This is a genomic window from Cytobacillus firmus (assembly GCF_023657595.1).
Lineage (GTDB): Bacteria > Bacillota > Bacilli > Bacillales > Cytobacillaceae > Cytobacillus > Cytobacillus firmus_B.
Genome location: NZ_CP098323.1, coordinates 1,250,942 through 1,275,332, shown reverse-complemented (window position 1 = coordinate 1,275,332; position 24,391 = coordinate 1,250,942). Strand labels below are relative to the sequence as shown.

The 24,391-nt window shown below is 40.9% G+C and carries 27 protein-coding genes; 11 read left to right on the top strand and 16 right to left on the bottom strand.

Annotation, left to right across the window (positions count from 1 at the left end; all coding sequences use genetic code 11):
- The first annotated feature begins 253 nt into the window (after nt 1-253).
- Complete coding sequence (locus NAF01_RS06735) at nt 254-763, top strand: antibiotic biosynthesis monooxygenase family protein (protein WP_197214596.1); 510 nt, start codon at nt 254-256, stop codon at nt 761-763.
- A gap of 74 nt (nt 764-837) precedes the next feature.
- Here NAF01_RS06735 and NAF01_RS06730 read toward each other — a convergent pair whose 3' ends face one another.
- The 3 genes from NAF01_RS06730 to liaF are packed head-to-tail and all read right to left on the bottom strand — an operon-like array spanning nt 838 to nt 3,358.
- Nucleotides 838-1,485 carry a response regulator transcription factor gene (locus NAF01_RS06730; RefSeq protein ID WP_250801995.1) on the bottom strand — a complete coding sequence of 216 codons (648 nt, stop codon included), beginning with the start codon at nt 1,483-1,485 and terminating at the stop codon, nt 838-840.
- A 1-nt stretch (nt 1,486) separates the two neighbouring features.
- Nucleotides 1,487-2,524, bottom strand: a complete 1,038-nt coding sequence (locus tag NAF01_RS06725; protein ID WP_250801994.1) for a sensor histidine kinase — start codon at nt 2,522-2,524, stop codon at nt 1,487-1,489.
- A 9-nt stretch (nt 2,525-2,533) separates the two neighbouring features.
- Nucleotides 2,534-3,358 (bottom strand): cell wall-active antibiotics response protein LiaF, encoded by an 825-nt coding sequence (liaF, locus tag NAF01_RS06720; protein WP_434964680.1) that lies wholly within the window; start codon nt 3,356-3,358, stop codon nt 2,534-2,536.
- 249 nt (nt 3,359-3,607) lie between these two features.
- Between liaF and NAF01_RS06715 the strand changes: the two genes are divergently transcribed.
- Entirely contained in the window at nt 3,608-5,014 is a 1,407-nt protein-coding gene (locus tag NAF01_RS06715; protein ID WP_226619829.1) for a hypothetical protein, read from the top strand.
- A 42-nt stretch (nt 5,015-5,056) separates the two neighbouring features.
- On the opposite strand, the gene NAF01_RS06710 is transcribed toward NAF01_RS06715, so the two are convergent.
- The gene (locus NAF01_RS06710) at nt 5,057-5,713 is read right to left on the bottom strand and encodes a phosphatase PAP2 family protein (RefSeq protein ID WP_250802429.1); all 657 of its coding nucleotides are present in this window, start codon (nt 5,711-5,713) and stop codon (nt 5,057-5,059) included.
- A 159-nt stretch (nt 5,714-5,872) separates the two neighbouring features.
- Here NAF01_RS06710 and NAF01_RS06705 point away from each other — a divergent pair, with 159 nt between their 5' ends.
- Complete coding sequence (locus NAF01_RS06705; RefSeq protein WP_197245408.1) at nt 5,873-7,081, top strand: M20 family metallopeptidase; 1,209 nt, start codon at nt 5,873-5,875, stop codon at nt 7,079-7,081.
- Between the two features lie 156 nt (nt 7,082-7,237).
- Here the strand turns inward: NAF01_RS06705 and NAF01_RS06700 are convergent, their stop codons facing one another.
- The 3 genes from NAF01_RS06700 to NAF01_RS06690 all read right to left on the bottom strand — a co-directional run bounded on the left by NAF01_RS06700 (nt 7,238) and on the right by NAF01_RS06690 (nt 9,981).
- Nucleotides 7,238-7,963 (bottom strand): EcsC family protein, encoded by a 726-nt coding sequence (locus NAF01_RS06700; protein ID WP_197245406.1) that lies wholly within the window; start codon nt 7,961-7,963, stop codon nt 7,238-7,240.
- 64 nt (nt 7,964-8,027) lie between these two features.
- Nucleotides 8,028-9,248, bottom strand: coding sequence for an ABC transporter permease (locus NAF01_RS06695; RefSeq protein WP_197245404.1), 1,221 nt, complete (start codon nt 9,246-9,248; stop codon nt 8,028-8,030).
- Nucleotides 9,241-9,981, bottom strand: coding sequence for an ABC transporter ATP-binding protein (locus tag NAF01_RS06690; RefSeq protein WP_163143259.1), 741 nt, complete (start codon nt 9,979-9,981; stop codon nt 9,241-9,243). Before NAF01_RS06690 ends, NAF01_RS06695 begins: the two co-directional genes overlap by 8 nt.
- 762 nt (nt 9,982-10,743) lie before the next feature.
- Here NAF01_RS06690 and NAF01_RS06685 point away from each other — a divergent pair.
- The 3 genes from NAF01_RS06685 (at nt 10,744) to NAF01_RS06675 (ending at nt 13,063) form a co-directional block, all read left to right on the top strand.
- Nucleotides 10,744-11,163 (top strand): HIT family protein, encoded by a 420-nt coding sequence (locus tag NAF01_RS06685; protein WP_250801992.1) that lies wholly within the window; start codon nt 10,744-10,746, stop codon nt 11,161-11,163.
- Nucleotides 11,164-11,323: 160 nt separating this feature from the next.
- Nucleotides 11,324-12,406 (top strand): 3-phosphoserine/phosphohydroxythreonine transaminase, encoded by a 1,083-nt coding sequence (serC, locus tag NAF01_RS06680; RefSeq protein ID WP_250801991.1) that lies wholly within the window; start codon nt 11,324-11,326, stop codon nt 12,404-12,406.
- Between the two features lie 129 nt (nt 12,407-12,535).
- Nucleotides 12,536-13,063 carry a tryptophan transporter gene (locus NAF01_RS06675; protein WP_250801990.1) on the top strand — a complete coding sequence of 176 codons (528 nt, stop codon included), beginning with the start codon at nt 12,536-12,538 and terminating at the stop codon, nt 13,061-13,063.
- A gap of 50 nt (nt 13,064-13,113) precedes the next feature.
- Here the strand turns inward: NAF01_RS06675 and NAF01_RS06670 are convergent, their stop codons facing one another.
- Nucleotides 13,114-13,302, bottom strand: coding sequence for a membrane protein YhzF (locus tag NAF01_RS06670; RefSeq protein ID WP_035326942.1), 189 nt, complete (start codon nt 13,300-13,302; stop codon nt 13,114-13,116).
- Between the two features lie 189 nt (nt 13,303-13,491).
- On the opposite strand from NAF01_RS06670, the gene NAF01_RS06665 reads away from it, so the two are divergent.
- The 4 genes from NAF01_RS06665 (at nt 13,492) to NAF01_RS06650 (ending at nt 15,810) form a co-directional block, all read left to right on the top strand.
- Complete coding sequence (locus NAF01_RS06665; RefSeq protein ID WP_250801989.1) at nt 13,492-13,842, top strand: YtxH domain-containing protein; 351 nt, start codon at nt 13,492-13,494, stop codon at nt 13,840-13,842.
- 288 nt (nt 13,843-14,130) lie between these two features.
- A complete protein-coding gene (locus tag NAF01_RS06660) occupies nt 14,131-14,703 on the top strand; it encodes an HTH-type transcriptional regulator Hpr (protein ID WP_048010713.1) in 573 nt (190 codons plus the stop codon).
- Nucleotides 14,704-14,931: 228 nt separating this feature from the next.
- Entirely contained in the window at nt 14,932-15,480 is a 549-nt protein-coding gene (locus NAF01_RS06655; protein WP_197207740.1) for a DUF3267 domain-containing protein, read from the top strand.
- 150 nt (nt 15,481-15,630) lie between these two features.
- Nucleotides 15,631-15,810, top strand: a complete 180-nt coding sequence (locus NAF01_RS06650; protein ID WP_009331432.1) for a hypothetical protein — start codon at nt 15,631-15,633, stop codon at nt 15,808-15,810.
- Nucleotides 15,811-15,896: 86 nt separating this feature from the next.
- Here NAF01_RS06650 and NAF01_RS06645 read toward each other — a convergent pair whose 3' ends face one another.
- Entirely contained in the window at nt 15,897-15,989 is a 93-nt protein-coding gene (locus NAF01_RS06645) for a YjcZ family sporulation protein (protein ID WP_082139012.1), read from the bottom strand.
- Between the two features lie 60 nt (nt 15,990-16,049).
- Nucleotides 16,050-16,133: a YjcZ family sporulation protein gene (locus NAF01_RS06640; RefSeq protein WP_019381424.1), complete on the bottom strand. Its 84-nt coding sequence runs from the start codon at nt 16,131-16,133 to the stop codon at nt 16,050-16,052.
- 373 nt (nt 16,134-16,506) lie between these two features.
- Here NAF01_RS06640 and NAF01_RS06635 point away from each other — a divergent pair, with 373 nt between their 5' ends.
- On the top strand, nt 16,507-17,397 hold the full coding sequence (locus NAF01_RS06635; protein WP_197214586.1) for a peptidylprolyl isomerase: 891 nt from the start codon (nt 16,507-16,509) through the stop codon (nt 17,395-17,397).
- A gap of 48 nt (nt 17,398-17,445) precedes the next feature.
- Here NAF01_RS06635 and NAF01_RS06630 read toward each other — a convergent pair whose 3' ends face one another.
- The 6 genes from NAF01_RS06630 to NAF01_RS06605 all read right to left on the bottom strand — a co-directional run bounded on the left by NAF01_RS06630 (nt 17,446) and on the right by NAF01_RS06605 (nt 24,338).
- Nucleotides 17,446-17,631, bottom strand: coding sequence for a sporulation YhaL family protein (locus NAF01_RS06630; RefSeq protein ID WP_035326924.1), 186 nt, complete (start codon nt 17,629-17,631; stop codon nt 17,446-17,448).
- Nucleotides 17,632-17,754: 123 nt separating this feature from the next.
- Nucleotides 17,755-18,699, bottom strand: coding sequence for a 3'-5' exoribonuclease YhaM (gene yhaM / locus NAF01_RS06625; RefSeq protein WP_197245396.1), 945 nt, complete (start codon nt 18,697-18,699; stop codon nt 17,755-17,757).
- Nucleotides 18,700-18,900: 201 nt separating this feature from the next.
- The gene (locus tag NAF01_RS06620) at nt 18,901-19,590 is read right to left on the bottom strand and encodes an LrgB family protein (RefSeq protein WP_048010718.1); all 690 of its coding nucleotides are present in this window, start codon (nt 19,588-19,590) and stop codon (nt 18,901-18,903) included.
- On the bottom strand, nt 19,587-19,979 hold the full coding sequence (locus NAF01_RS06615; protein ID WP_226619823.1) for a CidA/LrgA family protein: 393 nt from the start codon (nt 19,977-19,979) through the stop codon (nt 19,587-19,589). Before NAF01_RS06615 ends, NAF01_RS06620 begins: the two co-directional genes overlap by 4 nt.
- A 121-nt stretch (nt 19,980-20,100) precedes the next feature.
- The gene (locus NAF01_RS06610) at nt 20,101-23,094 is read right to left on the bottom strand and encodes an ATP-binding protein (protein WP_250801988.1); all 2,994 of its coding nucleotides are present in this window, start codon (nt 23,092-23,094) and stop codon (nt 20,101-20,103) included.
- Nucleotides 23,095-23,117: 23 nt separating this feature from the next.
- Complete coding sequence (locus NAF01_RS06605; protein ID WP_250801987.1) at nt 23,118-24,338, bottom strand: metallophosphoesterase family protein; 1,221 nt, start codon at nt 24,336-24,338, stop codon at nt 23,118-23,120.
- Nucleotides 24,339-24,391 lie beyond the last annotated feature (53 nt).

The following is a 24,391-nucleotide window of genomic DNA, read 5'->3' as shown; positions in this document are numbered from 1 at the left end:
TGCGTATTATTGTAATATATATGTAACCAAATTAGAAATCTCGAATATCTATCCTTTATGACTATATCCTTTTTTCTCTGTTTTTGTATAGATTTGAAAGCCAAATGTCAAAAAATTGACGTTTTTAACTGTTTAAATAAGGGAAAATTGAAGATTGTAAGGATATAAGCACAATATAAATATATTTTAAATAATGTAGTGTTTATACTTCAGAGTGAACAATATAAAACTTATCCAAGTGGAGTGAGAAAAAATGAAGCTTTATATGGCCAGAGGAACTTACGATTTTTTGAAAAAAATTGAGGATAAGCACCCAAATGAAAACATGGTTACAATGCAGAATACTGATACATCCTTATTAATTCATGAAACATCAGGCGCCTCCATCTTTAAAGAGCCCCGTTCCTATGAAGTCATCGATTCTTCCGGAACCTTCTCGGGCGCAGGATTTGCCGTTCTGAACAATGTACCTGTTACAGATGAAGGCAGGCCGCTATTTGAGCACCGGCTGAAAAACAGGGCAGGACTTATCGAAAATGAACCGGGATTTATGGCTATCCGTGTCCTGCGGCCTCTTGAATCAAACACATATGTCACCCTAACGCTATGGCAGGATGAAAAATCATTTAAAAACTGGCAGAATTCCAAAGCATATGAAAAAGCACATGAAAAGCGCGGGACGGAGAGCGGCATTGATAAGACACCGAATATTTTTTCCAGCCCTCCATACGTGACCCAATATTATATCCCTGAAGAAGAGTAACAAGAAAAGAATGCTGGAGCCAGATGTTCTAAGTTATCTTTCTTACCTATTAAAAAAGGATGAGCCCTTATAGCTCATCCTTTTTTCGCCTGTTTTTTTATGATTCCATTTCGGTTGGCATAAACGGCTGCCTGTGTACGGTCTGTAACGCCCAGTTTACTGAGGATATTGCTTACGTGTGTTTTGACGGTTTTGATGCCAATGAACAATTCCTCACTGATTTCCTGGTTAGTCATCCCTTCCCCAATGCAGAGCAGAACATCAAATTCCCTTTCAGTTAAATCATCATGAGGCTTTTTCTCTTTTTCTCTGAAACGGCTTACCATTTTCCCCGCAACCTTTGACTCAATGACAGGCTCACCCTGCGCAGCTTTCTTAATGGCATTTACAACTTCGGCAGCATTTGCCGTTTTCAGCATATAGCTGAAGGCACCCGCTTCAATGGCTGGAAAAACTTGCTCATCATCGTAAAAGCTGGTTATAATAATAATTCTGCATTCAGGAAAGCTTTTTAAAATCTCCCTTGTCGCTTCTATTCCGTTCCCATTTTCCATCAGGAGATCCATCAAAACGATTTCCGGCCGCTCTTTCAGCACAAGCTTTACAGCTTCATTCCCACTGCCTGCTTCCCCAATGACCTCTATGTTAGATTCAGTTGCCAAATAAGAAATAATGCCCCTTCTGACCATTTCATGATCATCCACAACTGCTACCCTGATCATTTCAGCCTCTCCCCTTTGCCGGAATTTTAATATCTATATAAGTTCCTTCGTTTTCTTTGGATCGTATTTTGAATATTCCGCCAACCTCCTCGCAGCGTTCCCTCATAGTTTTCAGCCCGTAAGAAGTGATTCTCTCTTTATGAGGATTAAACCCTTTTCCATTATCAGCAATAAAAAGATAGATGTAATCTTCCTCTTCCGTTAGGGTTATTCTGATCTTTCCTGCATCCGCATGTCGGAGCACATTAGATAAAGCCTCCTGGACAATCCTGAATAAATGTTCTTCCGCTGCTTTGGAAAGATTTTCAACCTCATCAATGCTTGCATGGAATTCGATGTTTGTTTTTGCCTTTAACTCCTGTATCAGCTTAATAATACCGTCACAGAGTCTGTCATTACTCAACTGCACAGGCCTAAGATGGAGGAGAAGCGCTCTCATTTCCCCCTGGGCTTTCGCAGCGATTTCAGAGATTTCATTTAACTGCTCTCTCGCTTTAACACTATCCAAATCAAAAACTCTCAGGGCTGCTGAAGACATCATACTTAATGCGAAAAGCTGCTGGCTCACTACATCATGCAGATCCCTGGCCAGGCGCTGTCTTTCTTCCATTACAGCTGCTGAATGGGCGGTTTGTGCCAATGCAGACTTTTCATCGGCAAGCCGCTGCATGGAAAAAACCTGCTCCTGAATATTTTCAGCCAGCTGATTCAGTTCATCTGATATTAATCCTATTTCATCTTTTTCATAAGATTCCATCCGATCAGCATACTTGCCGCTTCTTAAGGTCGAAACAAATAATAAAATATCACCGAGTCGCCCTTTTATTAAGTAGCTGCCCTTGAGCCCAAAATAGGCACCCGTAAGGAGTAATACCGTTAAAACATACAAAAACAGCCAAAAGGTGCTCTTTATTGTCAATGGCGATTCAGAATTGTAAAATAGATAGACCTGCAATCCGACAAAAAAGATTAATGAACTTATAATGGCCATCATAATAAAGCTCTGCACAAACCAATACCTGATTCCGCTTTTTTTCATCTTATACCCCTATACTTTATCGATCCGAATGGATCCAATTTTTACTTGTACAGCGATTTTCAGCTTTCTGGATGCTTCATCATAACCAGGTGACTTATATTGAAGACTGCGGTTGATGTCACCTGTCTTTTGATCAAAAATGCGGATGTCTCCTATATTAATATTTGACTGGATCATCACCGGAATGTTTTCGGGGATGATCATTTTCACATCGCCAATCCACCCTCTCACAATGACAGGCGTCTCTTTCTCCGGGATGAAAGCTTTGCTGAAATCGATAAAATAATCACCGATCATTGTATATAAATCCATCGGCTCGAGAGACCAATTCGGCTGTTTAAAATCCACATCGCCAATTGAAAAGCCTCTTATATTTTTAAGCGGCTGAGGGCTTTCATATTTTGAGATATTAATAACTTTTTTCTCCGATGCACCTTTGTCTTTCCCATAGATATCTGCCGGAAAATCCTGTTCAAAATGTACCTTTAAACGATCTTTTTTCAAAAGAATATTAATGCCGATAAAAATAAGAAACAGGGGCCAGAGTTTCCAGATTTCCATAAACCTGAATTCAATTACTCCGAGACGATCAAGGATTAATAGCATTGAAAATACAATTAGAAATAACCCGGGAAACATCCCGCTCCGGCTATTCTTCAGTATGTATGACAGCAGATAATAACACCCGGCAGCCAATAGGATAAAGGGGTAAATTACGACAAATACCTCTTTTATTTCCAAGGAAATGACACCTATGTTCATAAGAAGAAGCAAAACCCCAATAGCTGATAAAGTTATCGCGAAGATTATTTGATTAACGGACCTGTATCTCATAGGCTTTCCCTTCCCTCTTTTCTCCTATTCTTGTATTCGCTAATGCAAAAACATTTTCCTTCTACATTCATTTTATCAGTCAGCAATTCTATTGAAACATCCCCCGGTGTGTTTTAGCCTCCTCCTCTGGACGGATTCAATTCATATCACCATTTATTTCATTCCATCATATTCTGTACTACATTCCGAATCGGGTGATTCGCCTAAACCGGCGCTTCTCTTATGGAATTTTGAAAGGGGGAAAATCAAGTGGGAGTTGAGCTGACAGCCATCCATTGGATATATGTTCTTTTTATTGTCTTCATCATCGGCTTCATGGTTATGAAGAGAGATACAACGCTTGTCTGTATTGCGGGCATCTTTTTAATTGCCATTACAGCTACCGGCTCCTTAAGCGGTTCAATCAGCAGTATTTTTACCAGTTTTATATTTGCGATAACAGAACTTCTTTCCACTATACTGGTCATTTCCATTATAGTGGCCATGAGCCGGACACTGACCACAACTGGAATTAATGATGTCATGATCTCTCCTTTTTCCAGGTTAATCAGAACACCGGCACTTGCCTACTGGACGATCGGAATTTTGATGATGGTCATCTCCTGGTTTTTTTGGCCATCTCCTGCTGTTGCCTTAATGGGGGCCGTCCTTCTTCCCGTCGCCATCCGGGTAGGATTACCTGCTTTGGGTGTGGCAATGGCCATGAACCTGTTCGGTCACGGCGTCGCACTATCCGGAGATTTTATAATCCAGGCTGCCCCGAAGTTAACTGCCGATGCTGCTGGTCTTCCAGTAGGCGAGGTCATATCAGCCAGTGTTCCGCTTGTTATTATTATGGGTGCAGTCACGACTATTACCGCTTTTTATCTTATCAAGAGAGATATGAAAAGCGGCAAGCTGACTGCAGATACTGGGCTTACTGGGGATACACCAGCTGAACTGCAGGCTGATGCCAGTCAAAAACATCTGCTTTCACTTAAACAAAAACGTTTTTTTGCGTTATTAATTCCAATCTTATTTGCTGCTGATGTAGCAGCCATGTTTGCGTTAGATCTTCAGGGCGGTGACGCAACAGCTTTGGTAGGCGGTACATCGATATTTATTCTCCTGCTGATCACGCTCGCTGCCCATCGTAATAGGGGCCTTGAAAAAACAACAGCATATTTAGTTGAAGGCTTCCAGTTTGGATTTAGAGTATTTGGCCCTGTCATTCCAATTGCAGCTTTCTTTTATCTGGGGGACGCTGGATTTTCTCAGATGATAGGAGACTTTTTGCCAAAGGGCTCGCATGGAATTGTTAATGATCTTGGAGTGGGGCTAGCATCTGTTGTCCCTTTAAGCAAAGAGGTAGGTGCCATTACACTGACTGTCGTTGGAGCCATTACGGGGCTTGATGGATCCGGCTTTTCCGGCATCTCACTTGCAGGCTCCATTGCAAATCTATTTGCGACAGCTATCGGCACAGGTGCTGCAACCTTAACGGCTCTCGGGCAGATAGCTGCCATCTGGGTAGGCGGTGGCACACTGGTTCCCTGGGCCCTTATTCCTGCAGCCGCAATCTGTAATGTAGATGCTTTTGAACTGGCTCGCCGGAACCTGCTTCCGGTCACAATTGGCTTAATTGTAACAACTATTGCAGCCATGTTCCTCATCTAATAGAAGCAAAATGAGACTATCGGGCGATAGTCTCTTTTGCTTCTATGCTGATTCCCGCTCATATGAATTTCTTCTGAACATTGACTTTAAGGCCGTGTATAGGGAGATTGAAATGAATACCCAAATATAGCCTGCTGCAAATCCTGCTGCAATATCAGACGGATAATGTACACCCATCACGATCCGGCTGATCCCCATAAAAAAAATCCAAATGCCGGCTATAATCGCCGTGATCCATTTCGCTGACGATTTCTTCAGCTCGGTAATGATAAAATAGGCTAATAACGTATATAGAATCATCCCAATCATCGCGTGTCCGCTCGGAAAGCTGAGACTCGCCACCTCAACAAGATGCTCCTGATCAGGGCGCGGCCTTCCAACAGCCTCTTTAAGCCACTTATTTACTTCATTTCCCGCTGCAACAGCAAAAACAACAGCTGCCATCGCCTCATAATTCCTATACTTGAGCCAAAGCAGCGCTAAGAAAGCCAATGTAATAATCCCTACACCGGTTTTACTCCCCATATTGTCCATGGCTTCAAAAAACGGATGGGTGCTTTCTGAAAATAATCCTGTAAAGAATTTTGACAAATAACGGTCAAAATCAAGAGTTTGTCCGTTAGTAACGGCAACAAGAAAATATAGAAAAATGGATGCGGATACAGCCAGGAAAAAATAGGTCCATTTAGATTTAAGCATTTCCAATCTTACTAATACCTCCCATTTTGGTCTTAATTTATATTATCATCTCTACTTTACTTTTATTATGTTAAGTTTGCATAAAAAAAACATTTTTCCCTTTATCCCATTAAAGAATGTTATAATAATGGAAAAATTACATCGATAGGAGAGGAAATCATGTCTGAATCACTATTTAAAAAACTGGAAAGCTATTACGATGAAATGGTCTCCATCCGGCGCTATCTTCATCAGAATCCTGAAGTATCTTTTAAGGAAGAAAAGACGGCTCACTATATCAAAACCTTTTATGAAAATCTGGGGATTGAAGTCCGGAGCCATGTAGGGGGAAATGGAGTGGTTGCCAGGATTCATGGCAGCAAACCAGGAAAGACCATCGCTTTAAGAGCCGATTTTGATGCACTTCCTATCCAGGATGAAAAGGATGTCCCATATAAATCATTGGTCCCTGGGGTAATGCATGCTTGCGGACATGATGGACATACGGCAACTTTACTTGTACTGGCGAAGGCACTAAATGAACTTCGCGATGAATTAGAAGGTACATATGTAATGATTCACCAGCACGCCGAGGAATATGCTCCGGGCGGAGCGATTTCGATGATCAAAGATGGCTGCCTTGAGGGTGTCGATGCCATTTTTGGAACACACCTGTGGGCATCAGAACCAACAGGGAAGATCCAATATCGGGTTGGCCCATTTATGGCGGCAGCAGACAGGTTTGAAGTTACCATCCAAGGAAAAGGCGGGCACGGAGCACAGCCTCACAAAACGAAAGATGCGATTGTAACTGCCTCCCAGCTGGTTGTCAATCTTCAGCAAATCGTCAGCAGAAAAGTAAATCCAATTGACTCTGCCGTTGTAACAGTTGGTTCCTTTGTAGCTGATAACGCATTTAATGTAATTGCTGATAGAGCAAAATTGATCGGTACTGTCCGCACATTTAACGAGGACGTCCGCACTAATATCGAAGAGGAAATCGAGCGCATTGTCAAAGGAACATGCTACACAGCAGACAGTGACTATGAGTATCAGTTCCATAGAGGCTACCCTGCTGTTGTCAATCATAAAAGGGAAACCGAATACCTGGCTGAACTGGCAGGAAAAATTGATGAAGTCAGATGGGCAGAAGAGACAGACCCTGAAATGGGCGGTGAAGATTTCGCATACTATCTGCAGCATGTGAAAGGCACCTTCTTCTTTACAGGGGCAAGACCTGAAAATACATCAGAAAATTACCCGCACCATCACCCAAAATTTGATATTGATGAAAAAGCCATGCTGATCGCAGCCAAAACACTGGGAGCAGCAGCTTTAAACTATCATAGCTATCAGGAAAGCAAGGACTCCGTTGAAGTAGGAAAATAAGAAGAAATTCGAGTGTGGGCCAGGTGACTGGCCCATTTTTTTGTGGTGGTGTGGGCCTGCTTTATGAGCCGTTTTAAGTTTTAGCATAATAACCACCCAAAATGACCGCAATGAATCACACTCGCCTCAAGCAAAGTATTAAAAACAGCCCCAAGCCTAATCAGGCCTTGGGGCTGTCTTTAAAATTCTCATACGATAAGCATTTTTAGCGGTTTCACCTAAGTGATCTAGCAAATTATAGTTCGCATACGCCCCGACAGCAGCACCAATACCCGGCACCAGCTGGAGCATTTTAACAAAGTCAATATAATCCCGGTATTCCTGCTGAAATACCTTCCAGTCCATATCAGCCAGTGTTTCCTTCCGGTCATCCCATTCTTCAATCAGCTTCAGCGTTTCTTTCCTTTTATCATCACTGGAAAATGCGAGCTGAAAGACATGGAGGAGAAACAGGCGCTCTTCATAATCTTTTGTATCAAATCCATATATAGAGGCAGATTCAAAAAGAAATTTCATCTTAATGCTCAGCAGCAAGGGAAAATCAGCAATGCCAAGGAGTATTCCCCCTGCCCCGGTTCCGGCACCTTCGACAGCAGCTGTTTTGCGGTAAGTCGAAATCTTTTCTTCCAGCATGAGATCCATGTTTTCCAGGCTGCGGCCGGCAGATTGTTTTTTTCTGGTGAGTGCATTCGATCCAACCAAAGTGGCCTTTACCATATTCTTAATGCTGTCAGTGATAATTTGATGAGCTTTTTCAGGTATTATACTATTTACCTTTGTCTGAGCTTTTTTGGAAAGGCGATTCAGCATGCTGGAGCGCTTGTTGATCCGTCTCTTCCATTCTTCAATTTCATAAAAAGCCTTTAATTCATACTCCATCATTTTTCCTACCTGCCTTTTTTCAGGATGACTCTATATACGCACAAAAGACAGCAATGGTTTCATTTTAAGCCCGGCTGCCTGCCAGCCGTTTCTGAATATAGATATGAGTATATACATATGCAAATAAAACTCCAACGGCTAAAGCCAAAAGCGAAGCCAGCCATCCGCCATTTGCCAGTACAGCAAGAGATAATAGGAGTGCCTGAACATAAAGTATTCCTGTCAGCAGCTGTTTAAAGGACTTCTCCTGTATATCCTCTTTAACCGGATATAAATTCACCCACAGCTTATCCTGATGGTGATTCCATAGCGGCAGCAGCTGAAATCCGGTTAAGTACATGAATAACGGCACAAGCAGGATTTGTCCCATTCCATACGAAATCAAATAAATTGCTCCAGCACCAATAAGAGTTAAACGAATGAATAAACCGAAGTAATCACCGGAACGGAGAAATGTACGGACATAAAGGTTTTTAAAAGTTGCATCCTGTTTGAATGGAATTCCTGAAAGCAGCCAATCAAGCCACTTCCGTCTTTTTACGCGGTCTTTCAGCTTTGGAACATCTGTAAACATATTGGCCAGCCTGTAGAAGGAGGTCATTCTTCGCTCTTCCTGATCAATCAAATATTCCCATTTCAGCCCTTTATACCTGGATTTCATGGTAAAGAACAAATACAGCAGGATCAGCAGCACACCTGCTGCCAGCATAAAAATGGGGGAAGCGCCGCTAAATAGAAAATATAGAAACACAGCGTTAACAGCATAACGGACACATGTATCCAATACATGTACGCTTGTTTCGATATAATATTGTATCTTCCAGCGTATCAGCAAATTGATCATTTTTAGCATCAGCAGGATGAGCAGAAATGGTAAAAACACTTTAAAATTGCCATCATTCACCGCTGCATATAAGGGCAATAAAACTCCAAGCCCCATAACAAGGAGATATGCATGCACAAAAAAGCTGACTGCCATCGAACGTCTGAAATACCCTGAAAGCCTGTCTTCAAGCGGCAGCAGAAAAATTTTGTCTGCTTCAGAAAAGAATGTATAAATTGGGCTGTATGTAACCAGAAGAGCTAAGATGATTGCTATAACCGCTGCAGCAGGAAAATCACCGGGCAGAGTTTTTATCCACTCCTGATAATAAAAAGCTGCAGTTCCCAGAAGAAACACCATGACAATGACAATATGGCCATTAAAGATATATCGGAGATAGCGGGAAAGCTCTTTGACTGTTCTCCCGAATCTCTCCTTCCATAATTGTTTTTCATCAAACATAATCTTCTTCCTTTGTGAGCTGGATATATAAATCATCGAGGGTTGCTCCCGGCATTGCAAATTGCTGCTGCAGCTCCGCTAAAGTTCCCTTCGCCCTTACTTTGCCTTCATGTAAAATCACAAAACGATCACAATACCTTTCAGCAGTTGCCAGGATATGGGTAGACATAAGAATGCCGGCACCGCTCTCTTTCATTTTCTTCATCAAATCGAGAAGTGACTGAATGCCAAGCGGGTCCAGACCTACAAATGGTTCATCAACAATGTATAATGACGGCTGCACCAAAAAAGCGCACATGATCATTACTTTCTGCTTCATCCCTTTAGAAAAATGAGCTGGAAACCATTTCAGTCTTTTTTCCATTCTGAATTCCTTCAGCAGTGTTTCCACTCTTTGTTTATACTCTGTTTCAGGCAGACCGTATGCCATGGCTGTAATACGCAAATGCTCTTCGAGTGTAAGTTCATCATACAAAATTGGGGTTTCCGGAACAAAAGTGAATTGCTTGCGATATCCTTCCTTATCCTTAAGGAATTGCATGCCATTGATCGTTATTTCTCCCTCCTTCGGTTCCATTAAGCCAATTACATGTTTGATGGTCGTACTTTTTCCGGCTCCATTAAGGCCAATCAGGCCGACGATTTCATGTTCACCCACTTCAAAGGAGACATCCTTTAAGACCGGGTTTCTCGTATAGCCGCCGGTAACGTTTTTAATTTCAAGCAGCGCCATTCTCAACGTCCTTCCTACTATGTATAAGTCCATTGTAAAAAAAGCCAAAGTAAATTGTCCAGTTTAGACAAAATTCCTGTATATAAATTACGGGACGGGACATTCTAATCTATGAAGGGGAAACAAGTCATTTGAACACCATTCAGATGATCAAAACTTGAAATGAGGTGTCTGTCGCAGACAGTTTCCTTTCAGTATAAGCTTCAAACGTTCCTAATAAGGGGATGGTTGCATTGCACATGAAACCTGATGATCTTAAACACTTGATCGCTTTACCCGTAAGTGGTCACTAAGTCATTTTTTAAATGAGGTGTTTGTTAAAGACTATCATCCATGCTTTATACGCCTGTAAAAGCTTATAAAGAAAATAAGGGGATGGTCCGATTGAACAAAGATCGATTTTCTCTAGATATGAACACAATTCATTCATAAATGAGGTGTTTGTTAAAGAGAATTCACCTGAAATAGAAACGTACCAATAGAAGCTTCCCCTTCACGAAGGCAGGATTCCAAGCGGATCCTGCCTTTTATTTTTTAAGCTGTTTTCGTAAAGTTTGTTGCTTTTTAATAACTAGATTAGTTTGCTTAGTTGATTGGAGCGGAAATCAACGGACAGTATTGATAGGCGAAAACAACAATTTATGCGAAAAGAGCCATTTTTTATGACTAGACCCACGCCATAATCCCATCCCCTTTTGCTTTTTTGTTTTTTGGAGGATATGGTAGAATTGTGAAAAAGATATCTGGTTAGGAGCTGACATAATGAACGATTGTATTTTCTGTAAAATAATCAATGGCGAGATTCCTTCAGCCAAAGTTTTTGAAAATGAGCATGTGATGGCATTTCTGGATATAAGCCAGGTCACAAAAGGGCATACACTTGTCATTCCGAAAGTACATAAAGAAAACTTATATGAAATGGATGCTGAAACAGCCCGGAACTACTTCGAAGCTGTTCCGGAGATTGCCAGAGCCATTAAGGTCGAATTCGATCCAATTGGCCTGAATTTAATTAATAACAATGGTGAACACGCCGGACAGACCGTTTTCCATTTCCACTCCCACCTTATTCCCCGTTATGGTGACGGAGATGGCTTAGGGGTAGTGTGGAAATCACATCAATCTGATTACTCAGCTTCAGATCTTAAGGAAATCTCTGATGCCATAAAAAAGCATCTGTAACCCTCTGATCCTCCTGTTTCTGCAGGGGGAATTTTTTCTCCAATTTTTCAAAATGTTCATTTTTTTCTCTGTACAAATCAATATAATTTGTTAACATATTAACTATCTTTATTTCTTCACAGCGTTATAGTGAATTGATTTTATATTTGGAGGGAGAAAAATGTACCGTGCTCTAAATTTTAATGCAGGTCCCGCAGCCCTGCCGGAAGAGGTATTAAAAGAAGCGGAAAAGAGTTTGCTGAACTTTGGCAATACAGGAATGGGCATAATGGAGCTGAGCCATAGAAGCAACGAATATCAGGCAGTACATGATCAGGCAATCACACGCTTAAGAAGACTGCTGGCAATCCCGGATGACTTTGAAGTGCTTTTTATTCAGGGCGGGGCAAGTCTCCAGTTTTCCATGGTGCCGATGAACCTGCTGGGAAAAGACCAGGCAGCCCATTATATTCTTAGTGGTTCCTGGTCCGAGAAGGCTTTAAAAGAAGCAGATAAAATTGGCGAAACCGTCATTTCTGCCTCCAGTAAGGAACAAAAATACAGCTTTATCCCTGAATTTAGTCAAGATGATATGCCGGACAATGCTGCCTATCTTCATATTACCAGCAACAATACAATCTACGGCACACAATGGCAAAGCTTTCCTTCAAATAAAAAAACACCGGTAGTAGCAGATATGTCAAGCGATATTTTAAGCCGTCCTTTGATAGTAGACCAATTTGATTTGATCTATGCCGGTGCCCAGAAAAATCTCGGCCCTTCCGGTGTAACAGTAGTCATTATCCGAAAAGAACTATTAAAAAGATCTTCTGAAACGCTCCCTATAATGCTGAATTACAATACATTTGCCAATAACAACTCTTTATATAACACGCCTCCTACTCTTTCAATCTATTTACTGTCACTTGTGCTTCAGTGGGCAGAGCAGATAGGCGGCCTTCAGCAGATTGAAAAGGCCAATGAGAAGAAGGCAAAAATGCTCTATGATGTTATTGATGAAAGTGAAGGTTTTTACATAGGGCATGCCCATAAAAACAGCAGGTCCCATATGAATGTTACTTTTAATCTTCACAGCGAAGATCTCTCCAGGGAATTTCAGATACAGGCAAAAGAAGCAGGGTTCGTCGGGCTTGGCGGACACCGTTCTATCGGGGGGTGCCGCGCATCCATTTACAATGCTGTGCCAGAGCACCATGTTGAAAAGCTGGCCGCATTTATGAAAGCTTTTAAAAATAATAATTAATAAATATAACACCTTTGAATTACAGTAAAATATGTTATAATGAGTTAAAGTTTTTCGCTGCAGGCAAAGAGTGCACTGCAGGAGAGACGAACAGAGCTTAGTCAGAGAATAGCAGAGGAGAGATGAGAATTGAATACAAAAAATTTAGTGGCCTTATCCCTATTGGTCGGGATGGGCGCAGTGCTTCATGCCGTTGTTCCAGGTTTTTTTCTCGGAATGAAACCGGACATGATGCTTACCATGATGTTCTTAGGCATTATCCTTTTTCCATACACCCGAAGCGTTTTGCTTTTAGGTTTAGTTACAGGCCTGATTTCCGGGTTTACCACAACCTTTCCCGGAGGATTAATCCCGAATATCATTGATAAGCCTGTTACTGCATTCACATTTTTGGCATTGTTCCTGATCGTAAAGAAATTCAGGAAGAATATCGTCAGTGCAGCTGTCTTAACAGCAGCAGGAACCATCGTATCCGGAATTGTGTTTTTAACTTCGGCATACCTGATTGTCGGACTGCCGGGACCTTTCACAGCATTATTTGCAGCAGTTGTACTTCCTGCAGCTGCAGTTAACACCGCTGCAATGGTAATCCTTTTTCCTGTAGCACATTCAATTGCAAACAGAACAAAGCTGACTCAGCAGACGATCAGCCAATAATTATATACAAAAAGCCCGCAAATAAGCGGGCTTTTTTATTTGGAAACTATTTAGAAACTGCCCACAATCAGACCCAGCAGGAACAAAAACGCCCCGCCTGCCGCTAAAGCAGCCGCCCTTTTTTTGAGAACATACTTCGGAGGATAGACTCCGGGTTTCTTTATTGAAAGGAAAAAATGAATACCTCCTAAAAACAGCACCACACTTAATGCAAAAATCCCCGCCGCTGCTCCGGACAACCTGCCTCCCCCTTTCGCAAAATATTCTTCTATTGAATTGTATGCCTGTTTGCCGGGAGCTATGAGAATATGGTTTACTCTTATATGTTTTGTGATATAGATATAGATAGAACATTTTTCATTTTCAGCTTTAGAAAAATGAAGATTGCAGTAAAATAGACATATAAATAAGATTCTGAGGTGATGGTTATGAAAGCCAAATCGTTATTGCTTGGACTATTAGCTGGCGGTGCTGCAGCCGGCATATCCACCCTATTAACTGCACCTGCTTCAGGAAGGGATACCCGACAGCAGTTTAAAGAAAACACAAGCCTTCTGAAAGAGCAGCTTTTAGAATTAAAAACAGAATTGATGGCCATAAAGGAGTCAGCTTCATTTGCTTCTAAGGAAGGTAAAACAGCCTTTAAGGAATTCTCAAGTGACATCAAATATTCAATCAGCAATTGGAAAAACGAGATCCTTCCCCATCAGCACAGGCTGCAGCGTGAATTGCAGGAAATTGAAGCAGCCATACACGAACTTGAAACAAATATAAAGTAAATAAAAAAACCCTTCTTTTTTCTTTGGTTAAAAAGAAGGATTTTTTTTATTTTGGAACGAAAACTAATATATTATTAAAATGCTTCAAATTTTTTTAAAACTTTAAATGGGCTCTCATCCCTTGACCTTAAGCCTTTTGTAGAAATATTTGATTATATTTCTAAAAATTTTGTAAATTTATATCTTTATTAATTTTTGTTTTATTGGCATAATGATACTATAAAAGAAAAATGAACTTCCGGCTGAATAGCCAGAATAATTAATTTTACAAAGTAGGTGAACTTTTGAATGTCGGACAAAGCAATTTCTATAAAGGAAGCAATGATTTTCAGCCAGAGAGTGGCACAGCTGAGTAAAGCCCTGTGGAAGTCTATAGAAAAAGATTGGCAGCAATGGATAAAACCCTACGATTTAAACATTAATGAACATCATATTTTATGGATTGCCTACCATTTAAACGGAGCATCGATTTCCGATGTTGCCAAGTTTGGTGTAATGCATGTTTCTACTGCATTCAACTTCTCCAAAAAGCTCGAAGAACGGGGTTTTCTTCAATTTTCTAAGAAAGAAAGCGATAAAAGAAATACCTATATTAAATTGACTGAGGATGGCGAAAAGGTATTATTAAGTCTTATGGAAACCTATTCACCTGAAAAAAACGCCGTGTTCTCTGGTGCAATGCCACTAAGAGAGCTTTATGGAAAATTTCCTGACATCATCGAAATCATGGCAATAGTCCGTAATATATATGGTGACGATTTCATGGAGATCTTTGAAAAATCCTTTGCAAACCTTGAAAATCAATTTGATGAAGATGAGGGCAAATTAAAGAAGAAACAAGCAGAAAAGGAACTTGCTTAATTAAAAAAGTTCCTTCCAACAATATGTAAACCCTTACAAAGCGAATCACATGCATTCGCTTTGTATTTATGAAAACGGTTGCTCACTGCTTCACATTGGTTTCATTTTTTTAAAGTTTTTTTCGACAAAATCTGTTTGTTTTCCCTATTGATTTTTTTATTTATTCATCGTAAAGTATCATAAGTGAGTTTGAAAGATTACTATTTTACTCCTTGTGGAGGTATTTTTATGATGAATTGCTGGAAGACGATTAACTTCACGAAGCAATATGGATCGCAGAGACTTTTTATTTTGTCTTCCTTAACCATGCTGGCTACTTTCATATTTACATATGTTCCTGCAACATATGTATTTATGCCAGGTTCCTTTTACGATAATTATTTCATTTTCTTTGCAGCGGGACTATGGCTAATGTATCCAGTCCATAAGCTGCTTCACTACCTTCCAATTGCACACCTTGGAATTATCGTAAAAAAACAGCTGATTATTAAATATGGATTTATGCCAATTATATATATCCGAATAACGGAGCCTATTTCAAAACGGCTTTTCCTGACTGCCACTCTGGCACCTATGTTCATTATAAACAGCCTGCTTCTGGCTGCTTGCTTTGTTTTTCCTCATTATGTACATTATTTAGTCATTCTGTTTGCTTTCCATGCAGGCCTGTCTTTTTCTGACATTGTCTGCGCAAAAAACGTCCTTAATGCTCCAAATCAATCTTATGTAGAAGAAAATGAAGATGGATTTGAGATTTTACTTCGTTCGAACCATTAGCAGTAATCCCGGGTATCCTGACAAAGGATACCTTTTACTTACCTGACAGGCAATCTTAAATACTATCTTTTTTTCGTGAACTTTGTTATTGTAATTAACAGACAAAACATGTTACAGCAATCATATGACTGCCCAAGGAGGGAATCTTGGATGATCTCCATCTTTATTATTTTTGCCGTTTTTATTTTATTTTATATCAACAAGATGACAAATTCGCTTTGTCTCCAAAAAGAGATTCCTGAGGAACGGCAGCCCAAAGTATTCAGAACCATTAACATTCTTATCACCATATTGCTAATCTCTTCATTTGTAGAAATCTTGTATGCTTAGGATATCCTGAGCGCTCTTACCATGAGCAAAAGCGGCGGTAAATTTCCGCCGCTTTTTATATATACATTAATTTCACACATCAAAGCTTAGCAAAAACAAGAAGCTCCAATGATGATTAACAAAATGAACAGCACGACAACTAACGCAAAACCTCCGCCGCATCCATGTCCTCCAGACATATGGTTGCCTCCTCTCAAATTCCGGCACAGGGCCCTGTCAGACCCTATGCCAACCTAGATTTACAGCCACGCGCAGCCTACAATGATTAATAAAATAAACAATACAACGATTAACGCGAAACCTCCGCCGTATCCAGCACCCATGGATAACACCTCCCCTTCAGGTTGCTACCATATCCTATTCATTTGCCTCTGTTGTCGGATAGGCTTCTATCCCGGCTATCCAAACTTTTTTAGGCTGCTTGAAACCTCCCATCAGAGGGTTCCATGTATCATATGTACAATTGTCCTGAATGGGATGGGCGAATACCCAAATTTTTTTAAAAAACAATGGTTTATGAACCAAGCATTACTTTCTTCTTTTGTTATTTTTTTCATTTATGGTATAGTAGAGAATGTGATAAATGAAGGCACTGTGAAGGCAATTGCTGGTTTTTAAGAAGTCTAAAAATTCAGCAGAAGACAGCAGTCAAGCTCTCCAGAGCCAAATTTGAAAATTAATTTAGGAGTGTTCAACATGAAGAAATGGATGCTATCGCTCTCCATTGCAGCTGGAGTAATTGGATTAAGCGCATGCAGCAGCACCGGCGGCGACTCAGGAGATGTTGTTGTTGAAACAAAGAGCGGAAACATTACGAAGGACGAGCTTTATGAAGCAATGAAGGAAAAATACGGCGAACAGGCGCTCCAGGAGCTCATTTATGAAAAAGTTCTTTCTGATAAATACAAAGTAACAGACAAGGAACTTAACGAGAAAATTGATGAACTAAAACAGCAGCTTGGCGCTAACTTCGAGATGGCACTTATGCAATATGGCTATAAGGATGAAGAAGATTTAAGGGAAACCTTTAAAACAGGCTTGCTTCAGGAAAAAGCCGCTATTAAGGATATTGAAGCAACAGAAAAAGAAGTTAAAGAATACTACGATAACTACAAGCCGGAAATTAAAGCACGCCATATCCTGGTAGAGGATGAAAAAACGGCGAACGAAGTAAAGAAAAAGCTTGATGAAGGCGGAAAGTTTGAAGATCTGGCCAAAGAATATTCTAAAGACCCTGGATCTGCTGCAAATGGCGGAGATTTAGGCTGGTTCGGCCCAGGTAAAATGGTTCCTGAATTTGAAGAGGCAGCTTATGCACTTGATGTTAATGAAATCAGCGCCCCTGTTCAATCAGAACATGGTTTCCATATTATTCAAGTAACTGAGAAAAAAGAGAAAAAGTCCTTTGATGAAATGAAGAAAGAAATGGAATATCAAGTAAAAGTCTCCAAGCTTGATGGCGAGAAAATACAGCAGGCAATGGATCGTGAACTAAAGGCTGCTGATGTTGATATTAAAGATAAGGAACTAAAAGGAGTTCTTGATAAACCTGAAGCTGAAGGTGAAGCTGGAACCGAAGCGAAATAAAAAAACGGGGCTCCATGCTGGAGTCCCGTTTTTTATGTGTTATTAAAGTCAGCCTGCTGATTGCTGAGCGGATTTCCGCTCTTCTTTTTCCCGTTCAAGACGCTTCATATAAATTTCACCCTCGCGTTCTATGCTGTCATGCTCCACTTTTTTCTCTTCCCTGCCTGTCCTTACCGCCATATATGCACTTATAACGATTCCGGCTGCAACAAAATATACCCAAATTGGAATCATCTTTTTCCCCTCTTTCTTTTCATATGGTTGTCCATTTACTATAAAATGTATGCTGAACCGGAAAAAATATGATAGACAGACACTAAAAATGCCATCCTTTCCCATTAGGAAGGATGGCATTTATTATTTATGAAAACTAGGCTTATAGAATGAACGGTTATCCAGAGCAAATACCCGCTCCGAAAACTCTCCAGGTTTTACCCTTTCAAGAGCTCTATCAAGCATATTCATTTTTGCATCAATATTATCAATATAATGAAGAATTTCTGCTTCCTTGATTAATGGCGGCTTCGGACTGCCCCATTCTGCTTTGCCGTGATGGGACAAGACCAGGTGCTGAAGGACCATAATCTCTTCACCGCTGATTCCCAGTTCCTCAGCAGCTTTTCCTATTTCAGTTATCATAATGGTTATATGCCCTAGAAGGTTTCCTTCTATTGTGTAGGATGTCGAAATCGGTCCGGACAGCTCTGTAATTTTCCCTAAATCGTGCAGGATGACTCCAGCGTACAATAAGTCCTTATCCAGGCTTGGATACAAACCGGAAATTACTTTAGCCAAATCCAGCATGGAAACAACATGATAGGCAAGACCGGAAACGAATTCATGATGATTCTTGGTAGCGGCGGGATATTCAAGAAAGTCCTTTTGATGCTTCTTCAGTAAATGGCGGGTGATCCGTTGAATGTTCGGATTTTTCATTTCAAATATATATTGAGTGATTTTACTCATCATTTCATCAGTACTTAAGGGTGCTGTTTCGAGAAAGTCTGCCAGCTTCACCGGATCAGTTGGAGAGGCCGGCCGTATTTGGCGGATTCTTAACTGATTGCGTCCACGGTAATTTAAAATATCCCCCGCCACTTTTACAATGGTTTCGGGACTGTAGTTTTTGGCATCTTCATCAGACACATCCCAAAGCTTTGCTTCAATTTCCCCGCTTTGGTCCTGGAAGATAAGGGTCAAGAACGGCTTTCCATTACTCGCAATACCCTTAGTTGCATTTTTGATGAGCAGAAAAAGCTCGATTTGTTCTCCTACTTCGTAATAAACAATTCCTTTTGACATACGTGCGCCGACGCTCCCTTCACGAGGTTGTTTAAAAAGGGCATTCAGAAATAGACACATCTTTTGCAGCCTCTTTAAACATGCAATTCTATTAACCTAGTATACCACACAGGTCCTGCTCTCTCCTAAATTAATCATGTCTTTTGTCCGCCATAAAAACCCATTCACTTTTTCATGAATGGGTTTTTTGATAATTGCGGGTTACAGCAAAAGCAGCAATATTGGAATAAATAACGAAAGGATAATTGCAGAAGTTGTCATGGCTATACACCCCATGGCACCTTCTTCCTCTCCCCACATGAGTGAACGGCTGGCTCCCAGCATCTGTGCTGAAGTGCCCATTGCCAATCCTTTGGCAGCTTTACTATTTATTCCAAGCCACTTCAATAGGTTTGGTCCCATCATAACGGAAAAAAGACCAGAAAATAGCACAAAGAAAACAGTAAATGCCGTGGTTCCTCCTAGGCCATCCGAGACCGTTAAGGCTACCGGGAGTGTTACCGAACGCGGAATAAGAGATGCCATGATCTCCTGATTAAAGTGAAAAACCTGTGACATAATGTAAACCGAAAATATGCCTAAGGAGGTCCCGGCAAAGACTCCTGAGAATATTTTCTTAAGATGTCTTTTCATTAAGGGCCACTCCTTATATAAAGGAACCGCAAAAGAGACAACCGAAAGCTGGAGGAGCAGTTCAAACAGACTGCTTCCTTTCTGATATACTGATAGAGGGATGTTGCCCAATAGAAGAAGGATAATCAAGAGCGCAGTTCCGGTGTATAAAGGATTTAGCCAGCTCTTCTTAAACTTCCTGAAAACTTGCAGGCTTGCGATATAACTGGCAAGAGTCATCAAGATGCACCCTATACTATTGAATAAAACAGAACTCATTTTTGGCGCCTCCTTCTTATATTTTCATATATTTGAACAGAATACGCTGTGCCCAATAAACAGCAAAAGCTGCTTAGAACCAGGACCAATAGGAAATGAAAATTTAATAGAGGAATAAAATTGGGAGATAAAAATAATCCAATGACAAAGGGGATAAACAGCAGGGACATATGTTTAATTTGAAAAGATGCTGCTTTCTCTATCCATTCTAATCTAATTAAATTGGTTACCAATAGGATCAATAACATAAGCATCCCTATGACACTTCCAGGAAGCGGAATATGAAAGAACGCAGCCGCAAAATTCCCTGCTATCAGAAAAATAGCGAGTAACAACACTTGAATCAGCCAGGGCAAATTATTTTCTCCTTCCTTACCACTTTTTATCATCTTACTGGATAAAATCAGAAAAAACATGATATTTGTAAGGTTTCTTTACACACTTTTTTAATTACCTGTTAGGTTTTGTTAGATTTGCTTACCATACAGATAAAAAAGCTGCCTGCTATAATTAGACAGGCAGCTTTTCCTTTGCAACTGATTGTATTTGTTCTTCCTGAAAATGCGGCAGAAGATGCTTATGACAGGTGAAAAATAAAATTTGCCTTCCTTTTAGATTCTTTAACAGGTTAATCATTCTTGCAGTTCGGACATGATCAAAATTCACGAAGCTATCATCAATAATAATGGGGAATGGGTATTTGCCATAAATCGTCATGGCGAGTGCAAGTCTAAAGGATACATATATCTGTTCCGCAGTCGCCTGGCTCAGCTCTTTTGCTTCAAAAACTGCTCCTGTCCTGCTTTCTATGAGAAAACCGCTCCCTTCCTCTTTAGGAAAAATCCGTACATAGCGGCCATTGGTTAAGTAAGAAAGATAGTGCTCTGCTTTATCCAGCATTTTTGGCAAGCGCTCATTTTTAAAGCTTCTTATCGTTCGATCTAATATATCCTTGGCAGCGGCATATTTTGCCCACTCCCGTGCTTCTGCTTCAAACTCAGATTTCAGCAAAGCGAATTTATGCAGGAGTTCCGCATATGTTCCGCCCTCCTCAAGAATTCCTATTTCATGTTTTACTTCTGAAAGTTTGCTCTGCAGATCAGGAATACTTTCCTTGAGCTGAGCAGCTTTTTCGCTAACGGCCTGGATCTCCGCTTCCGGTTTTGTCACATTGGAATATATTCCGATTTCCTCCTGTGAAAAAGAGTTAAGATCCATTTGCTTGCGGACCTGTTTTATCTGTTCTTCAAGTTCTGCTAATTTCTGTGCTTCAGCTGCTTTTTCCCGGTATTCATCTGAATTATCAGTGCCTGCGCTTGAGAACAGATTCTTGCATTCATTTTGGAAGTGGCTAAGTTCGGCAAGCACTGTGCTGAGTTCCAGCTTTAACTCCTGAAGCTTGGCTTCTCTTTCACCCTGCTTGATCTGTTTTTCCATTTCTTCCTTCAGCCTTTTTTTCAGCTGATAGCCGATTTCCTGAACATTTCCCGGCTCGCTATTTAATAGAGTCTTTAGCTTTTGAAAAGTTTGGAGCTTCTCATTGATTCCCTTACCTGCTGATGCCTTTCTTTCAAGGATGTATTTCTTTTCCCTGGTATGGACTTTCAGCTTTTCAATCAGACTAAAAGCCTCGCTTAAATAGTTTTTGGCAATTTCAGAAGGAAGCAGCAGCTGCTTCCCCAGCTGCAGGAGTTCAGATTCAAGTTCGGCAGATTCCTTTTCCCATTTTTCAAAGGAGTTAATGACCTTTTCATATTTTTCATTTGTTTGTTCAAGCTGAAATTGTAATTGGATAAGCTGATTTTGCCTTTCGCTGTCTTTCTTCAGCTGCGCCTCCAGACTCGCAGCATGCTGAATGTCAGGATGCTTTAATTTCTCCAGCAGTGATTGTTCTTTTTCACTCAGGGCTTTTATCTCATCTTTAATAAAGCTGTCCTCTCCCTTAGGCTCCTTTTTGTTTACACCGGCAAAACAAAAGGCTGCGCCTATCAAACCTGCACCGGCAATCACCCATAATTGACTAAAGATTCCCCAGCCTGCAAAAGCTGCAAACAGAACTCCCAAAAATAAAAGCTGCCTCTTTTCCCGGTATGCTTTTTGCTGTCTTTTTTCCTGCTCCTTTTTTTCTGTTTTTTGAAGGAACTGAAGCCTTTCCTGAGTATCCTGCAGCTCTTTTTCGATATTATGCTTATTCGCGGTGAAGCTCAGTGTTTCTCTAACGGCCGCACGTTCATCCTCCGTAAGAAGCAGCCCTGTCAATTCGCCAATTTTTTGTTCCGTATTCTCCAGCGCCGACCTTTCATCGTTAAACCGCCCGTCCAGCTCCAGTTTCATTGCTTGCAGATGATTTCGCCGGGAATTTACTGCATTAATCTTTTCCTTCATAAAAACACTCGTATCAGCTTGTTCAAGCTGCTGTTCGTCAATTTGAAGATGGAGTCTTTCCTGAAGATTTATGATTTCCTCTGAAATATTACCCAGCTTTATTGATAATTCTTTTTCCTCTTGAATTAATCTATCCAGCAGCGGCAGCCCCTCAACTGCTGCATTGATTTGCGGCTCATGCTTAAGGAGCAAGTGATCAGGCTGACTGCTTTCCAGCTCTTGTTCCAAAATGCTTATTCTGGATTCCAGACTGGCTTTTCGCCCTTCCAGCGGCTTTATAAGGCTTTCAAGCTTCTCCAATAGAGCAAGCCCATTTGCCGGAAAAGGCATGTCTCCAAATCTTCCCCTTTCTTTAATCAGCTCCTGCTCCTCTGCTAATAAAGGATAGAACTCCTTCCACTCTTTTAGCCGGGATAGCTTCTGCTGATATTGCTCCAACTCATGCTGTATTCTCTGTAAATCGTTTGCGATGCTATCTTTTTCCTGCAGCAATATCCAGTAATGCTCATTATTCTGCTCCGCTTTTTTCAAATCCCGATGCAGCTGCTTCATCTCTTTCAGCTTTACATTAAGGGCTGGCTTTTTTCCGTTTGGCTTAAAGCGGCTTTCCAATTCCTTTTGAAGTATATTTTCAGCAGAAACGAGATAATCCGTACCCAGTGAACCTGCTGAAAACAAATACCTGCCCAAATCTTCACCCTTCATTTGGTTCACACTTTGCAGTCCATGAATATTAAAAGAGAAAATAGATTGATACAAGTTTTTGTCAATATGATGAAGGAGTCCGCTTAAAAGGTCTTCTCCTCCCCTGGTACCATCCTCAAGAAGGACGCTGACATCACCTGACGCTTTGCCTTTAACCCGTTCTATGACCGCCTTCCCTCTATCAGGAAAAACAGCGGTAATCCTGCCGCCATATTTTGCTCCTTCCTTAGGCTCATACCTTAATTCTGATTGGGTCTTTGCCGGAAAGCCAAAAAGAACGCTATGAATAAAAGACATGATGGTAGATTTGCCTGCCTCATTTTCTCCGTAAATAACCTGCAAGGATTGAATACCTTCAAGTTTAAAGTCAGTAAGCTTACCATAACCGTAAATTTGTATGTCTGTAATTATCAAGGGTCCGCCTCCATTCATTGTCCTCAAGCTTTGTATAATAGGTCCACCAGCAGTGCTTCAGCTTCCTCGGCGATTCTCTGTTTTTCATCCTTAGTGAGTTCGTTCATAAATCTTCTTGCCAGGGGATGTGAATACAAAGGCAAAGCACTTTCACTGCGCTCTGCAAACTGACCCGCGGTTTTAAAAAGCTCACTGAAAAAATCTGATTCATGTGCCAGATTTTCTTTATTCCACATTCTTTTTTCATTTACTGTGATACCGGAAATCCATACAAATGATTCCTCATCTGCCTCTTCCTCCTGCAGCGTTTCGAGGAGCTCGCCATTGGTTATGCTTCTTAATTCGTGATCAGGTATTCCAGTTTCTGTAAGTGTCAGATTCAGGACTGTCCCCCGCCTGTTTTGGCGCTTTTCTTCCATCAAATTTAAGCAAATATCATATACATCCTGATAGTTCTCCAATCCGGAAGCATCTATTTCTGCATTTTCCCAGATTACAGGAGCAGCTTCCAGAAACTCCATCTTTGCACCCGAACTATCAAGCTCAACTAAATAGCATCCTTTCGGACCGGTTTCTTTCCGGTTTCTTCCCTGTATATTACCGGGGTAAATGACGGGCGGCTGGGAAATGATAATTTCCCGTTTATGTATATGTCCAAGAGCCCAGTAATCAAAGTCCTTTCCAAGCAAATCATTTATTCGGAACGGTGCATATGGAACGTGATCACTGCTGCCTTCAAAAGAGCCATGAAGTATTCCAATATGCAGATCAGCAACATCTTCCCTGTTATATTGATCGATCATCCTTTCCAGCACATGTCTCTTAGGGTAGCTGAAACCATAAAGATGAACAGATGTGCCATTTTCAGCTGTATGCTTCACCACTTCAACTTCATGGGAAAAAATATGGACATTATCCGGCATTGGCAAATGGGCCCATCGGCCATCCATATGGTCATGATTACCATGGACTGCATAAACAGCAATCCCTCGTTCATCCAGCCTCTCCATCTCCTTACGAAAACGGGTTTGTGCCTTTATGCTCCTGTCTTCACCGTCAAATAAATCCCCGGCTAAGATGACAAAGTCAACAGCATGGAAAATGGCTAAGTCAATTATTTTGGTAAATGCGTTGAAAGTACTTTCCTGCAGTTTTTTAAAAATGGCCGGGGGCAAATGCCTCAAACCGGACATCGGACTATCCAGGTGTAAATCTGCAGCATGAATAAACGTAACCCTTTTCATGTAAACTTCCTTTCATTCCTTTTCTTTCATTTTACCTCATCCAAAAAGCGAAT